This window comes from Roseovarius sp. 217, assembly GCF_000152845.1.
GTDB lineage: Bacteria > Pseudomonadota > Alphaproteobacteria > Rhodobacterales > Rhodobacteraceae > Roseovarius.
Window position 1 is genome coordinate 2,307,069 of record NZ_CH902584.1, and the last position, 14,451, is coordinate 2,321,519.

Annotated in this window: 14 protein-coding genes and 1 other RNA gene; 12 read left to right on the plus strand and 3 right to left on the minus strand. The window is 62.9% G+C overall.

Annotated elements, in window-relative coordinates:
* Nucleotides 1–89: 89 nt before the first annotated feature.
* The 4 genes from betI to ROS217_RS11025 all read left to right on the plus strand — a co-directional run bounded on the left by betI (nt 90) and on the right by ROS217_RS11025 (nt 4,658).
* Complete coding sequence (betI, locus tag ROS217_RS11010) at nt 90–677, plus strand: transcriptional regulator BetI (RefSeq protein ID WP_254656409.1); 588 nt, start codon at nt 90–92, stop codon at nt 675–677.
* On the plus strand, nt 674–2,182 hold the full coding sequence (gene betC / locus ROS217_RS11015; protein ID WP_009817818.1) for a choline-sulfatase: 1,509 nt from the start codon (nt 674–676) through the stop codon (nt 2,180–2,182). Before betI ends, betC begins: the two co-directional genes overlap by 4 nt.
* Before the next feature lie 73 nt (nt 2,183–2,255).
* A complete protein-coding gene (gene betA, locus ROS217_RS11020) occupies nt 2,256–3,914 on the plus strand; it encodes a choline dehydrogenase (protein WP_009817819.1) in 1,659 nt (552 codons plus the stop codon).
* A gap of 63 nt (nt 3,915–3,977) precedes the next feature.
* Complete coding sequence (locus ROS217_RS11025; protein ID WP_009817820.1) at nt 3,978–4,658, plus strand: thermonuclease family protein; 681 nt, start codon at nt 3,978–3,980, stop codon at nt 4,656–4,658.
* Nucleotides 4,659–4,749: 91 nt separating this feature from the next.
* Here ROS217_RS11025 and ROS217_RS11030 read toward each other — a convergent pair whose 3' ends face one another.
* Nucleotides 4,750–5,442 (minus strand): metal-dependent hydrolase, encoded by a 693-nt coding sequence (locus tag ROS217_RS11030; protein ID WP_009817821.1) that lies wholly within the window; start codon nt 5,440–5,442, stop codon nt 4,750–4,752.
* A 147-nt stretch (nt 5,443–5,589) separates the two neighbouring features.
* Between ROS217_RS11030 and gatC the strand changes: the two genes are divergently transcribed.
* The 6 genes from gatC to ROS217_RS11055 all read left to right on the plus strand — a co-directional run bounded on the left by gatC (nt 5,590) and on the right by ROS217_RS11055 (nt 9,818).
* On the plus strand, nt 5,590–5,877 hold the full coding sequence (gene gatC / locus ROS217_RS11035; protein WP_040651348.1) for an Asp-tRNA(Asn)/Glu-tRNA(Gln) amidotransferase subunit GatC: 288 nt from the start codon (nt 5,590–5,592) through the stop codon (nt 5,875–5,877).
* On the plus strand, nt 5,877–7,364 hold the full coding sequence (gene gatA, locus ROS217_RS11040; protein ID WP_009817823.1) for an Asp-tRNA(Asn)/Glu-tRNA(Gln) amidotransferase subunit GatA: 1,488 nt from the start codon (nt 5,877–5,879) through the stop codon (nt 7,362–7,364). The genes gatC and gatA overlap by 1 nt, the downstream gene beginning before the upstream one ends.
* A 38-nt stretch (nt 7,365–7,402) precedes the next feature.
* Complete coding sequence (locus ROS217_RS11045) at nt 7,403–8,134, plus strand: hypothetical protein (RefSeq protein ID WP_009817824.1); 732 nt, start codon at nt 7,403–7,405, stop codon at nt 8,132–8,134.
* A gap of 64 nt (nt 8,135–8,198) precedes the next feature.
* Entirely contained in the window at nt 8,199–8,831 is a 633-nt protein-coding gene (locus tag ROS217_RS11050; protein ID WP_009817825.1) for an N-acetylmuramoyl-L-alanine amidase, read from the plus strand.
* Between the two features lie 12 nt (nt 8,832–8,843).
* Nucleotides 8,844–9,275, plus strand: an RNA gene (gene rnpB, locus ROS217_RS23250) — RNase P RNA component class A.
* Nucleotides 9,276–9,311: 36 nt separating this feature from the next.
* Nucleotides 9,312–9,818 carry a DUF2244 domain-containing protein gene (locus ROS217_RS11055; RefSeq protein WP_009817827.1) on the plus strand — a complete coding sequence of 169 codons (507 nt, stop codon included), beginning with the start codon at nt 9,312–9,314 and terminating at the stop codon, nt 9,816–9,818.
* A 151-nt stretch (nt 9,819–9,969) separates the two neighbouring features.
* Here ROS217_RS11055 and ROS217_RS11060 read toward each other — a convergent pair whose 3' ends face one another.
* Nucleotides 9,970–10,428, minus strand: coding sequence for a GatB/YqeY domain-containing protein (locus tag ROS217_RS11060; protein WP_009817828.1), 459 nt, complete (start codon nt 10,426–10,428; stop codon nt 9,970–9,972).
* Between the two features lie 161 nt (nt 10,429–10,589).
* On the opposite strand from ROS217_RS11060, the gene carA reads away from it, so the two are divergent.
* Both carA and ROS217_RS11070 read left to right on the plus strand, forming a co-directional pair.
* Nucleotides 10,590–11,738 (plus strand): glutamine-hydrolyzing carbamoyl-phosphate synthase small subunit, encoded by a 1,149-nt coding sequence (gene carA, locus ROS217_RS11065; RefSeq protein WP_009817829.1) that lies wholly within the window; start codon nt 10,590–10,592, stop codon nt 11,736–11,738.
* Nucleotides 11,739–11,833: 95 nt separating this feature from the next.
* Nucleotides 11,834–13,768 carry a glycosyltransferase family 2 protein gene (locus ROS217_RS11070; RefSeq protein ID WP_040651351.1) on the plus strand — a complete coding sequence of 645 codons (1,935 nt, stop codon included), beginning with the start codon at nt 11,834–11,836 and terminating at the stop codon, nt 13,766–13,768.
* Here ROS217_RS11070 and ROS217_RS11075 read toward each other — a convergent pair.
* Nucleotides 13,709–14,359: a GntR family transcriptional regulator gene (locus ROS217_RS11075; protein WP_009817831.1), complete on the minus strand. Its 651-nt coding sequence runs from the start codon at nt 14,357–14,359 to the stop codon at nt 13,709–13,711. The genes ROS217_RS11070 and ROS217_RS11075 overlap by 60 nt on opposite strands.
* Between the last annotated feature and the right edge of the window lie 92 nt (nt 14,360–14,451).

Consider the following 14,451-nt stretch of genomic DNA (forward strand, 5'->3'; position numbering starts at 1 on the left):
TGTGATGCGGTCCTTTGTGATTTTTATTGATTGACGAGTCAATTAAACACGATTAGGCCGGTCTGGCAACTGGTCTTTGGAGGGGGTGCATGCCGAAAATTGGGATGGAGCCGATCCGGCGCAGCGCGCTGGTGGAGGCCACGATTTCAGAGATCGGCGCGCATGGCAGTCTTGATGTGACGGTGGCGCAGATTGCCCGGCGGGCGGGCATGTCCTCGGCTTTGGCGCATCATTATTTCGGCTCCAAAGAGCAGATGTTCGTGGCCGCGATGCGCCATATCCTGACGCTCTATGGGGCGGAGGTGCGCGGCGCGCTGATCATGGCCAAGACCCCGCGCCAGCGGATCGAGGCCATCATCCGCGCCAGTTTCACGCCCGTGCAATTTCGCGCCGAGATGGTGTCGGCCTGGCTCAATTTCTATGTGCAGGCGCAGCGCTCGGAGGAGGCGCGGCGTTTGCTGCACATCTATCAGCGGCGTTTGCGGTCGAACCTGCATCACGCCTTTCGCGCGTTGGCCCCCGATGAGGCGCGCACGCTCACGCGTGGCCTCGCGGCGATGATCGACGGGCTCTACATCCGTCAGGCGCTGCGTGAAGGGCCGATGCAGCCGGGCCTCGCGATTGATGTGCTCTTGCATTACCTCGACACCAGCCTGCCTCAGAAGGATCTGACATGACCGCCCCCAATATCCTGATTTTCATGGTTGATCAGTTGAATGGCACCCTCTTTCCCGATGGTCCGGCCGACTGGTTGCACGCGCCCAATCTCAAGGCGTTGGCGGCGCGGTCCACGCGCTTTGCCAATGCCTATACCGCCTCGCCGCTCTGTGCGCCGGGACGGGCGAGTTTCATGTCGGGGCTGCTGCCGTCGCGGTCCCGCGTCTATGACAATGCCGCGGAATTCGCCGCCGATATTCCCACCTATGCGCATCACCTGCGCCGCGCGGGCTATCAGACCTGCCTGAGCGGCAAGATGCATTTCGTCGGCCCCGATCAGTTGCACGGGTTCGAGGAGCGGTTGACGACCGACATCTACCCCGCCGATTTCGGCTGGACGCCGGATTATCGCAAACCCGGAGAGCGGATCGACTGGTGGTATCACAATATGGGCTCGGTGACGGGCGCTGGGGTCGCGGAAATCTCGAACCAGATGGAGTATGACGACGAGGTGGCGTATAACGCACGCGCCAAAGTCTATGATCTGGCGCGGGGCCTGGACGCGCGGCCCTGGTGTCTGACGGTCAGTTTCACCCATCCGCATGATCCCTATGTGGCGCGCAAGAAATATTGGGACCTCTATGAGGACTGTGACCATCTGCAGCCAGAGGTTCCGGCGATGGACTATGCGGATCACGATGCCCATGCACGCCGGATCTTTGACGCTAATGACTGGCGCAATTTCAACATCTCGCAGGAGGACATCCGCCGTTCGCGCCGCGCCTATTTCGCCAATATCTCGTATCTTGACGACAAGATCGGCGAGGTTCTGGAGGCGCTGGAGAGCACCCGGCAAGAGGCGATCATCCTCTTTGTCTCGGACCATGGCGATATGCTGGGCGAGCGCGGGCTGTGGTTCAAGATGTGTTTCTACGAGGGCTCTGCCCGCGTGCCGCTGATGATCTCGGCCCCCGGCATGGCACCGGGGCTGATCACCGATCCGGTCAGCAATATCGACGTCTGCCCGACGCTTTGCGATCTGGCAGGGGCTGATATGTCCGAGGTGGCCCCTTGGACCGAAGGGCAATCGCTGGTCTATCTGGGGCAGGGGGGCACACGCGAGGCGCCTGTGGCGATGGAATATGCCGCCGAGGCGTCACAAGCGCCGCTGGTGTCGCTGCGCTATGGCAAGTGGAAATACAACCGCTGCACGCTTGATCCCGATCAGCTGTTTGATCTGGAGGCCGATCCGCATGAGCTGCGCAATTTGGCGAATGACCCCGCCCATGCCGGAACGCTCGCGCAATTGCAGGCCAAGGCCGCGGCGCGCTGGGATCTCAGTGCCTTTGACGCCGCCGTGCGCGAAAGTCAGGCGCGCCGCTGGGTGGTTTACGAGGCGCTGCGCAAGGGCGGCTATTACCCTTGGGATTACCAGCCGCTGCAAAAGGCCTCTGAGCGGTACATGCGCAACCACATGGACCTCAACGTGCTGGAGGAAAGCAAGCGCTTCCCGCGGGGCGAGTGATGCGTTCATCGTTCTTTAAATACTCAATTTCGGCCGGTTTCGGCAGGGATTGCGCGCAAGGAAAGAGAGACTGATGCAAGCCGATTATGTCATCGTGGGCGCGGGCAGCGCAGGCTGTGCCATGGCCTACCGTCTGGCCGAGGCCGGAAAATCCGTGCTCGTGATCGAGCATGGCGGCACCGATGCGGGCCCTTTCATTCAGATGCCCGGCGCGCTGAGCTACCCGATGAACATGAAGCGCTATGACTGGGGCTATCTGAGCGAGCCCGAGCCACATCTGGGCAATCGTCGCCTCGCCTGTCCGCGCGGCAAGGTGATTGGTGGCTCCAGCAGCATCAACGGGATGGTCTATGTGCGCGGCCATGCGCGCGACTATGACCATTGGCGCGATCAGGGCTGCGACGGCTGGGGCTATGCCGATGTGCTGCCCTATTTCAAGCGGATGGAAAACTGGCACGACGGCGGTCATGGCGGCGATGCGGGCTGGCGCGGCCATGATGGCCCGCTGCATGTCAGCCGGGGGCAGCGGGACAATCCGCTGGTGCGCGCCTTTGTCGAGGCGGGCAAGCAAGCGGGCTATCCCGAGACGCATGACTACAACGGCCATCAGCAAGAGGGGTTTGGCCCCTTTGAGATGACCGTCCACAAAGGTCAGCGCTGGTCGGCGGCCAATGCTTATCTGCGGCCCGCGCTGAAACGCGAGGCTTGCGATCTGCTGCGGGGGCTTGTCACCCGCGTGGTGATCGAAGAGGGGCGCGCGGTGGGCGTCGAGGTGATCATCAAGGGCCACAAGCAGGTCGTGCGGGCCCGACAAGAGGTGATCCTTGCTGCCTCCTCGCTGAATTCCCCCAAACTCTTGATGTTGTCCGGGATTGGTCCGGCTGCGCATCTGGCGGACCATGGCATCCCGGTGGTCGCCGACCGCCCCGGCGTCGGACAGAACCTTCAGGATCATCTGGAGCTTTACATCCAGATGGCCGCCAGCCAGCCCGTCAGCCTCTACAAATACTGGAACCTCTTTGGCAAGGCTTGGGTGGGGGCGCAGTGGCTCTTGTCCAAGAGCGGGCCGGGGGCGAGCAACCAGTTTGAAAGTTGTGGCTTTATCCGGTCCGGGGCAGGTGTGGATTATCCGGACATCCAGTATCATTTCCTGCCGATCGCCGTGCGCTATGATGGCAAGGCGGCCGCCGAGGGGCATGGGTTTCAGGCGCATGTTGGCCCGATGCGCAGCCCGTCGCGCGGCGCTGTGACCCTGCGCAGTGCCGATCCCGCCGATGATCCGGTGATCCGCTTCAACTATATGAGCGACGCACAGGATTGGGAGGATTTCCGCAAATGTATCCGCCTCACCCGCGAGATTTTCGCGCAAGAGGCCTTTGCGCCCTTTGTCCGGCATGAGATTCAGCCCGGTGCGGCGGTGCAGAGCGACGATGAACTGGATGAGTTCATCCGCGAGCATGCCGAGAGCGCCTATCACCCCTGCGGCACCTGCAAGATGGGACGCGCCAGCGACCCGACGGCGGTGGTCGACCCAGAGGGCCGGGTGATTGGGGTCGACGGTCTGCGCGTCGCGGATTCGAGCCTGTTCCCGCGCATCACCAATGGCAATCTCAACGCGCCCTCGATCATGGTGGGCGAAAAGATCGCCGATGCCGTGCTGGGCCGCAGCCCGCTGCCGCCCGAGAATGCAGAGCCCTGGATGCATCCCGACTGGGCACAGAGCCAGCGGTGATCCGTTAACCTTTTGTTCACCTTCTGTCTTGAATGACCGGCGCGGCCTCTTGCATAAGGGGGCATGTTAAGAATTTGTTTACTCATCGGTCTTGGTCTGGTCCCGCTCTCTGCGGCGGCTGAGGGGTTTGGCGGTCTGATCCGGGTGATCGACGGCGACACGTTTGACGTGGGGGAAACGCGTGTGCGCCTGCACGGGATCGACGCGCCGGAACTGGGGCAGATCTGCACCAACCCTGATGGCGGGACCTGGGATTGCGGCACATGGGTGGCCGAAGAGGTGCGCGCCCGGATCGAGGGGCGCGAGGCGCGCTGCGAGGCGGTGGATACCGACAGATATGACCGCACCGTCGCACGTTGCGAGGTGGTGGGGCAAGATCTGGGCCGGATGCTGGTGGCGGACGGTCTGGCGCTGGCCTATCGCAAATATTCCATGGCCTATGATCTGGACGAGAAAGCGGCTGTGATCGCCGGGCGCGGGCTGCATGAGGCGCTGATGGCCCGCCCCGAGGATCACCGCCGCATGGTGCGCGAAGAGCGCGCGGCGGCGGCCAGCGCCAATGCGCCCGCAGCCCGAGCGGGCTGTAATATCAAGGGCAACCGCAGCGGATCGGACCGGCGCATCTATCACATGCCCGGACAGGCGGATTATGACGCTACGGTCATCACCGAGGCCAAGGGCGAGCGCTGGTTTTGCTCTGAGGCCGAGGCGCGGGCCGCCGGATGGCGGCGCGCCAAACGCTGAGGCGGATCGGGCGGGCAGGCCGGATTTTTGAGTATTTTTGGAACAGTGAAAGGGGCGGGGGACCTGCCCCTTCACGGCGGGGGCGGGTCGGTCAGAGCGTGATCGGCTGCATCACCTGCGGTTCGATCACATCGACCCCCGGCAGGGCCGCGGCGAGCTTCTCGGCGGATTGCTCGAGGATCGGGAAGGTCCGGTAATGGCAGGGGATCACCGTCTTGAAATCAAAGAAGGTCCGGGCCGCATAAGCAGCGCGGCGCATGTCCATGGTGAAATGCCCGCCCGCGCAGAGAATGCCGATATCGGGCGCATGCAGCGCGTTGAAGACGCCCATATCGGCCATCACATCGGTATCGCCCGAGACATAGATCACGTGGCCCTCGCCTGCGATCATATAGCCACATTCGCTGCCCGTGACCTGCGGTCCGGCATCCGTGGCGATCGAGGTGGAGTGGGTTGCGTGCACCATGGTTATCTGAATGCCGCCCAGATCGACCGTGCCGCCCTTGTTGAAGCCGAGGGTTTGGATGCTCTCCTTGGTCTCCCAATGGGACATGAGGTCATATTGCCCCACGACCGGCACGCCGAGGCGTTTGGCCAGAGGCAGAACATCGGCGACATGGTCGAAATGCGCGTGGGTGAGCAGGATATGGGTGGCACCCTCTGTGGCGGGGCCATGTTGATCCTCGGGCAGCATCGGGTTGCCGCCCAGCCAAGGGTCAAGGAGCAGGACCTGTCCACCGATTTCGATCCGGAAAGAGCTGTGGCCGAGCCATGTGATCTGCATTGTTATCTCCGCGTGGTTTCCTGATTGCGTTATCTTAGCGGTCCAGCCGCTCAAGGAAAGGGGCGGATGACGCTGCGCGCCGCGATCCGCTTGCGCCCGCGCGGCCCCGGCGGTAAACGCAGGGCAAACGGATCATGGGAGAGGCTCATGTCGATTGATCTCGAAACCGCCGCCAAGGTGGCCAAGCTGGCGCGGATAGCCGTCAAGGACGAGGCGCTGCCGGCGCTGGCCGATGAATTCAACACGATTCTCGGTTTTATCGAGCAGTTGAACGAGGTTGATGTGTCGGGCGTGGAGCCGATGACCTCTGTGACGCCGATGCGGTTGCGGCGGCGCGAGGATGTGGTCAATGACGGCAATCAGCAGACGGCGGTGCTGTCGAACGCGCCGGATGCGCGCGAGGGTTTTTTTGCCGTGCCGAAGGTGGTTGAATAATGACCGAGCTGAACAGACTGACGATTGCCGAGGCGCGCGATGCGCTGCGCAAGGGGGATGTGACCAGCGTTGAGCTGACCGAGGCCTGTCTCGCGGCAGTCGAGGGTGCCGGGGCGCTCAATGCCTTTGTGCATCACACGCCCGATCTGGCGCGGGCACAGGCGCAGGCGGCGGATGCGCGGATTGCCAAGGGCGATGCGCCCGCGATGTGTGGCATTCCCTTGGGCATCAAGGATCTTTTCTGCACCAAGGGTGTGCCAAGCCAAGCTGCGAGCCGGATTCTGCAAGGATTCCTGCCTGAGTATGAGTCGACCGTGTCGCAGAACCTGTTTGATGCGGGTGCGGTCATGTTGGGCAAGCTCAACATGGACGAGTTTGCCATGGGATCGTCGAACGAGACCTCATGCTATGGCAATGCCGTCAATCCGTGGCGGCGTGGCAATGACGCGACCGAGCTTACGCCCGGTGGCTCCTCTGGCGGGTCGGCCAGTGCCGTGGCCGCCGATCTCTGCCTGGGTGCGACGGGCACCGACACGGGCGGCTCGATTCGCCAACCTGCGGCCTTCACCGGCATCACCGGCATCAAGCCCACCTATGGCCGCTGTTCGCGTTGGGGGATCGTGGCCTTTGCCTCAAGCCTCGATCAGGCCGGGCCGATGACCAAGACGGTGCGCGATAGCGCGATCATGCTGGGCGCGATGTGTGGCTTTGATCCAAAAGACAGCACCTCGGCCGACATGCCTGTGCCCGATTTCGAGGCACTGCTGACGGGGGATATTCGCGGCAAGGTGATCGGGATTCCGCGCGAATACCGGATGGAGGGCATGCCCGCCGAGATCGAAAAGCTGTGGTCCGATGGGGCCGATATGCTGCGCCATGCCGGGGCAGAGATTCGCGACATCAGCCTGCCGCACACGAAATATGCGCTGCCCGCCTATTACGTGATTGCGCCAGCCGAGGCGTCCTCCAACCTCGCGCGCTATGACGGGGTGCGCTATGGCCACCGCGCCAAGCTAGCGCAGGGCGATGGCATCACGGAAATGTATGAGAAAACCCGCGCCGAAGGCTTTGGCCATGAGGTGCAGCGCCGCGTGATGGTGGGCACCTATGTGCTCTCTGCCGGGTTCTATGATGCCTATTACAACCGCGCCCGCCGGGTGCGCGCGCTGATCAAGCGCGACTTTGACGAGGCCTTTGCCGCTGGCGTCGATGCGATCCTCACACCCGCCACGCCAAGTGCGGCCTTTGGTCTGGGTGAAATGACGGATGCCGATCCGGTGCAGATGTATCTCAACGATGTCTTTACCGTGACGGTCAATCTGGCCGGTTTGCCGGGCGTTGCTGTTCCTGCGGGGCTGAACGCGCAGGGGCTGCCTTTGGGGCTGCAACTGATTGGGCGACCTTGGGAAGAGGGCGATCTGCTCAACACCGCTTATGCGCTGGAAGAGGCCGCAGGCTTTGTGGCCAAGCCCGCAAAATGGTGGTAAGGCGCGGGTCGATAGAGATTTTGGCAGGATTAGGACAGATGCGGTTCACTCTCGGTTTGGTCGCCCTCGTGGCGCTTGTGGCCTGCGCGCCCGCAGTTCCCGACAGCGGTGCTGGGGTCGGGTTTGAGGACTATGGCACCTACGAGCGCGAGAAAGCGGCGCGCGAAGCCGCCTTGGCGCAAGGGGCGTTGCCACCGCCCGATGCGGTGTCGACCGAACCGCTGAACGCCACAGGACAGGCCATGTCGGCGGGGACCGATGATGCAGCGGCCATCGCGGCTGACGCGCGCGCCGCTCTTGATGCGGCGGCGGCCAATTCCGGTGAGGTGCCGTTACAGGCAAGCCCGTCCAACCCTCCGCCCGCAGTCGAGAATGCTGCCGGGATCTCAGAAGAGAACAATTTTGATGCCGTTGGCGCAGAGCGTTCCATCGAAGAGGATGCTGCGCGGATTGCCAATAATCGCGCGCAATATCAGGTGGTCCAGCCGCAGGCGATTGGCAGCCGTCCCAATGACGTTGGTCCCAATATCGTGGAATATGCGCTGAGCAGTAAACATGCCGTGGGCACGCCGGTCTATCGACGGATGGGATTGAGTGCGTCGAGCAAGTTCGAGCGGAATTGCGCGCAATACCCCTCGGCGGATCAGGCGCAGTTGGATTTCCTGCGGCGTGGTGGGCCGGAGAAGGACCGCCAAGGTCTTGACCCCGATGGCGATGGCTATGCTTGCGGGTGGGATCCGCGCCCGTACCGCAATGCGGTGCGCGGCTGACAGGCCCGTGATCTCGCGGCCCTCGCCCAATTTCGGTCCGCGCCGAGGGGGCGTGTGGCCGGACATGATTGTCTTGCATTACACGGCGATGGCGACCACAGAGGCGGCGCTGGAGCGGCTCTGTGATGCGCAGGCCGAGGTGTCGGCGCATTACCTCATCTGCCCACATGGCCGCGTCTGGCATCTGGTCGAGGAGGGCGCGCGCGCCTGGCATGCCGGGGCTGGGCAATGGGGGGATGTGACGGATGTCAATTCGCGCTCCATTGGAATTGAGTTGGCGAACACTGGGGCGCATCCCTTTTCCGAGCCGCAGATGGCGGCGCTTGAAGGGGTGATGGCGGGGATCATGGCGCGCTGGGATATTGCGCCCGCGCGCGTCATTGCCCATTCCGATATGGCGCCTGCGCGCAAGAGCGATCCGGGGCCACGTTTCGACTGGCGGCGGCTGGCGCGGCAGGGGCTGTCGATCTGGCCAGAGCTTGGGGCAGGGGGCGAGGCCACGGCCGCGCAATTCGCCCGCGATGCCGGGCGCTTTGGCTACATCAGGGCCGAAGGCGTCAGCGACGCCGATATCCTGCGCGCCTTTCGCCTGCGGTTTCGCCCGCATGTCACTGGCCCGCTGGAGCCGGAGGATTGCGCGATGATGGCAGATCTCGCCGCACGCTTCGCCGTTGACCGCACCGCGCCAAGCGCCTAAGTCAGCGCTTGCGCGGAGGGCCGGATGGCCGCGGCATCCCCCAAAGGGGTGACGAGGAAAGTCCGGACTCCACAAGACAACGGTGCCGGGTAACGCCCGGCTGGGGTAACCCAAGGGAAAGCGCCACAGAGAAGAAACCGCCCGTCGCACCTGCGGTTCGCCAAGGGAGACTGCGCACGGGTAAGGGTGAAACGGTGGGGTAAGAGCCCACCGCGGGACGGGCAACCGGACCGGCACGGCAAGCCCCACCGGGAGCAATGCCAAATAGGGACCGCGCGTGGGGACAGGTCGGGCAACCGATACCGCCCGCAGGCACGTCTTGGCCCGGCGGTCCGGGTTGGCAGCTAGAGGGGCGTTGGCAACAACGTCTCAAGAGGAATGGTCATCCAACCCCGGATCACGGTCCGGGGTGGACAGAATCCGGCTTATAGGCCCTCCGCGCGCTCTTTTCATTTCCGACAGGCAGGCTAAAACCCTGATATGCCGTATAAATGGACCGGGCCTCGCGCCGAGGCTGATCAAGAAGTTACCCTGTCTCTCTGGCCGCACCGGTCGCTGCCGCGTCGGGGGTTTGCCGCCTTTGTGCTGACCACTTTCACGCTCATCACCGTGCCCCTCTATCCGCTGCTTGGCACGGCGGTGCTCTGGGGGCTGTTGCCATTTTTGCTCTTGGCGGTCGGGGGCGTGTGGTGGGCGCTGGAGCATAGCTATCGCACCGCGCGGCTGAGTGAGGTTTTGACCATCGCGCCGGAAGACGTGCATCTGGTGCGCACCAATCCGCGCGGTGATGTGCAGGAATGGACCTGCAATCGCTATTGGGCGCAGGTCAACATGCATGACCAAGGCGGGCCGGTGGCGCATTACCTCACGCTCAAGGGGGCCGGGCGCGAGGTTGAGATCGGCGCGTTTCTGTCCGAGGAGGAGCGCAAGGTGCTTTACGGCGAATTGGCGCACGCGCTGCGCCCGCCTACGCCGCTGGCCGGGTAAGGGGGCGCGAACCATTGGGCCTGATGATTCCGCGAGCATGATCTTGCCATGACCCTTGCACCGCAGTGCATATCGCCGCATTGGTCTGCGTCCGGAGGGCAGGGGAAAGGCAGCAATTGGTCATCACGGACGAACCGCCCGGTCGATGCGCCTAACCGAGCCGGGCTTTGACTTGTGGGCCGACCGCGCCGAAATCCATTTGTCCGGCATGACGATCCTTGAGCTTGCCCATGATCTTGCCCATGTCGCGGATCGTGCTGGCCCCAACGTCGCTGATTGCCTTGTCGATGGCTGCGCTGACCTCGTCCTCTGTCAGTTGACGTGGCAAAAATTCCTCGATGACCTTGATTTCGTCGCGTTCCCGTTCGGCCAGATCAAGACGCCCGCCCTCTTCATAGGCGCGTACGCTCTCGTTGCGTTGCTTGGTCATCTTGGCGAGAATGGCCAAGATATCGGCATCGCCGACGGGCGTGGCTCCGTCAGCGCTTCGGCCGGCGATTTCTTGATCCTTGATTGCAGCGTTGATCAGGCGCAGCGTTGCCAGTCGGCTTGCCGCCTTGTCCCGCATGGCCTGTTTCAGGGCCTGATCGACCCGGTTGCGCAATTCCATTCCAGTTCATCCCCATGATCTTTACAAGAGGAGGAGCCTAACGTTAATGGGGTGTGATGGCAACTGCCTGACGTGTCGGTCTGCCGGGCAACTGGGCCTTGACCCGACCGGGGCACGCCCGTAGGTATGCGCAAATTTGCCCGCGCCGGAGACTCGCACCCATGGCCCACGCCTCCACTCCCCGCCCGACTGCCTGCCTTGCCCTCGCGGATGGTTCGCTCTTTTACGGCTACGGGTTTGGCGCGGTGGGCGTGACCACGGCAGAGCTGTGCTTCAATACCGCGATGACGGGCTATCAGGAAATCATGACCGATCCCAGCTATGCCGGGCAGATCGTGACCTTCACCTTTCCGCATATCGGCAACACCGGAGTGAACATCGAGGATGATGAGACCGCCGAGCCTGTCGCCGAAGGTATGGTGGTGAAATGGGACCCGACCGAGCCGAGCAATTGGCGCGCGCAAGAGCATCTGACAAGCTGGTTGGCCCGGCGCGGTCGGATTGCGATCGGGGGGGTAGATACCCGTCGTCTCACCCGCGCCATCCGGCAGCAGGGGGCGCCGCATGTGGCCCTTGCCCATGATCCTGAGGGAAATTTCAACGTTGAGGCGTTGGTGGCACGGGCCCGCGGCTTTGGCGGGCTCGAGGGCATGGACCTGGCCAAGGATGTGACCTGCGCGCAATCCTATCGCTGGGATGAAATGCGCTGGGCCTGGCCCGACGGATATCTGCGTCAGACCGAGGCACGGTATAAGGTTGTCGCGGTCGATTACGGCGCCAAACGCAACATCCTGCGCTGTTTGGCAAGTGCCGGGTGTGACGTGACCGTCCTGCCTGCGACGGCGACCGCCGAGGATGTGCTGGCCCATTCACCGGATGGTGTGTTCCTGTCCAATGGACCCGGAGATCCGGCGGCGACCGGAAAATATGCCGTGCCGATGATTCAGGGTGTTCTGGGGACGGGGCTACCGCTTTTTGGTATCTGTCTCGGGCATCAGATGTTGGCACTGGCGCTTGGGGCGGAAACGATCAAGATGAACCACGGACATCACGGGGCCAACCACCCGGTCAAGGATCTGGAAACCGGCAAGGTCGAGATTACCTCTATGAATCATGGCTTTGCCGTTGATAGTCAGACCCTGCCTGCAGGGGTTGTCGAGACGCATGTCTCGCTTTTTGACGGATCGAATTGTGGCATCCGGATCAAGGATCGTCCTGTGTTTTCGGTTCAGCATCACCCCGAGGCCAGCCCCGGACCGCAAGACAGTTTCTATCTGTTCGAGCGGTTTGCGGCCTCAATGGCGGGTTAAGCCGGCAGAAATTCGTATCTGTTAACTTCTCCTTAAAACATCGTTAACCAACGGCGCGCTAGCGTTCCTTGAACCGAATGGGGAAAGGGCGCAGCATGGGAATTTCCGAACTCCGCCATATGGGCGCGCACGGGCCTGGTGCGCGGGTGCCGATCAATCCGCTGGGGCGCGCCCTGGTGCGGGCCGGTGCCATCAGCCGATCCGATGCCGCCTTGGCCGAGATGGTGCGGCGGCATTGCGATACGTCCCTCGACCGTATTCTGCAGGCCGAGGGGCTGGCGACCGAAGACGATTTGCTCGCGGCCCACGCCCGCCGCCTGTCCAGCCAACGGTGGACGGTCCAAGACCTCGCGGTTGCCGAGCCGGTTGACGCGGGCCTCGACCCACGCATCCTGCTCAAATATGGCGTGCTGCCTCTGACCGCCGCCTCTGGGGCGACGGTTCTGGCCACGGGTGGGCCAGAGAGCCTTGCGGCGTTGCGCCCATCCTTGCCCAAATCGTTGGCGCGTGCGCGTGCAGTGATGGCGCCGCGCCACGCGATTCAGGACCGCATCGCCCAAGAGCACCGTGACCTCTTGCGAGCGCGGGCAGAGGCCCGCGTGGCGGAGACTGAGAGTTGCCGCACTTGGGAGGGGGCGTTTGACCGCCGCCTGCGGATAACATTGGCCGGTCTGGCCGGAATCGCACTGCTCAGCCTTGCGTTTCCGGTGATGATTTTCGCTCTGTTTGCCTTTTGGGCGTGCTTGACCCTTGTGGTGTCTGCCGGGCTCAAGATCGCTGCCTTTGTGGCGCATCGTGTGGCCAAGACGGCGACTCCGGCGCTCGATCCTCGATCCCAACGTCCCCTTCCCAAGGTGTCGATCCTTGTGCCGCTCTTTCGCGAAACCGAAATCGCCCATGCGCTCATTGCCCGGCTGAGCCGTCTCACATACCCGAAATGCCTGCTCGACGTGATCCTCGTGCTCGAAGAGGAGGATGATCTGACCCGTCAGACGCTGGCGGGTATCGACCTGCCGCCGTGGGTGCGGCCCGTGATCGTGCCCGATGGCAAACCGCGCACCAAGCCGCGCGCGATGAACTATGCGTTGGATTTCTGCGAAGGCGACATCATCGGCATTTTCGATGCCGAGGACGCGCCTGAGGCTGATCAGATCACTGTTGTTGCCCGCCGGTTTCAGCAGGTGCCGCGTGAGGTGGCCTGCTTGCAGGGGATATTGGATTACTACAACCCCACACAGAACTGGTTGGCGCGTTGCTTTACCATCGAATACGCCACCTGGTTCCGCACTCTTATGCCCGGCATGGCGCGGCTGGGGCTGGCCATTCCGCTTGGGGGCACCACGCTCTACTTTCGGCGCGATGTGCTAGAAGAATTGGGCGGCTGGGACGCGCATAACGTGACCGAGGATGCCGATCTGGGCTTTCGTCTGGCACGGCATGGCTACCGCACCGAAATGATCAAGACCGTGACCGAGGAAGAGGCCAATTGCCGCGTTTGGCCTTGGATCAAGCAACGCTCCCGCTGGCTCAAGGGCTATATGACCACCTATCTCGTGCATATGCGCCAGCCCCGATTTCTTTATGCGCAGCTCGGACCGCGCAAGTTCTGGGGGTTCCAGGCACATTTCGTCTCGGCGCTCTCGCAATTTCTGCTGGCGCCGTTCCTATGGTCCTTCTGGCTGGTGCTGTTTGGTCTGCCGCATCCGCTCGACCCGGTTCTGCCGCATTGGGTGCTGGTGGGGTTAGGCAGCCTCTTTCTGACGGTCGAGGTTCTGAATGTCTGCATTCACATGGCCTCTGTCGCGGGGCCGCGTCACCGACATCTGATGGCGTGGGCCCCGACCATGCATTTTTACTCACCTTTGGGGGCTATTGCCGCCTATAAGGCGCTGTACGAGCTGATCCTCAAGCCGTTTTTCTGGGATAAGACCGCGCATGGCCTGTCGGTCGCCGCCCGAGGGCGGCGCACGTCAGACGGTGGATTTGACCTCTCCGGAATCAAGCTTGAGCCGGGTCACAAAGGCCTTTGAGATGTGATCGCGCAGGGCCTGTGCCGCACCCTTGCCATCATGGGCCTCGATGGCGACGACGATCGCGTCATGTTCGCGCAGCGCATCCTCATCCCGCCCCACCGCCGCAAGGGACGTGGTCGCCAAAAGCGCCATCGAGCGATGCACAAGATCGAGTTGTTGCACCAGAAAGCGGTTGTGCGAGGCCAAGTGAATCTGCTTGTGAAACCGCCGGTTGGCGCGTGCCAACTCAACCGGTTTGCCCAAGAGCGTGCGATCATCCTCGACCATGTCGCGCAACACGCGCACCTCTTCGGGGGTCGCATGGCGTGCGGCCAGTTCCGCGGCCAGACCCTCCAATTCGGCGCGCACCACGTAGAGTTCGGCCAACTGGTTGTAGTCCAGGGACGACACGATCAGGCTGCGACCGTCGCGGCTGAGCATGGATTGCGTCTCGAGTCGTTGCAGCGCTTCACGGATGGGCGTGCGCGAGACGCCGAAGCGTTCGGCAAGATCGCTCTCGACCAGTCGGTCACCGGGTTTGAAGATGCCAACATCTATCGCCTCAAGGATGAGCGAATAGGCATCGGTAGGGGGCGGTTTCATCAGCATGTCCGTTTCTTCTGATTGTTGGTGGGAACCTTACGCGCTTTGGGCGCGGGATCAAGCCTTGGGCGATTGCGCCCAATGTCGCGGCCGCCTAT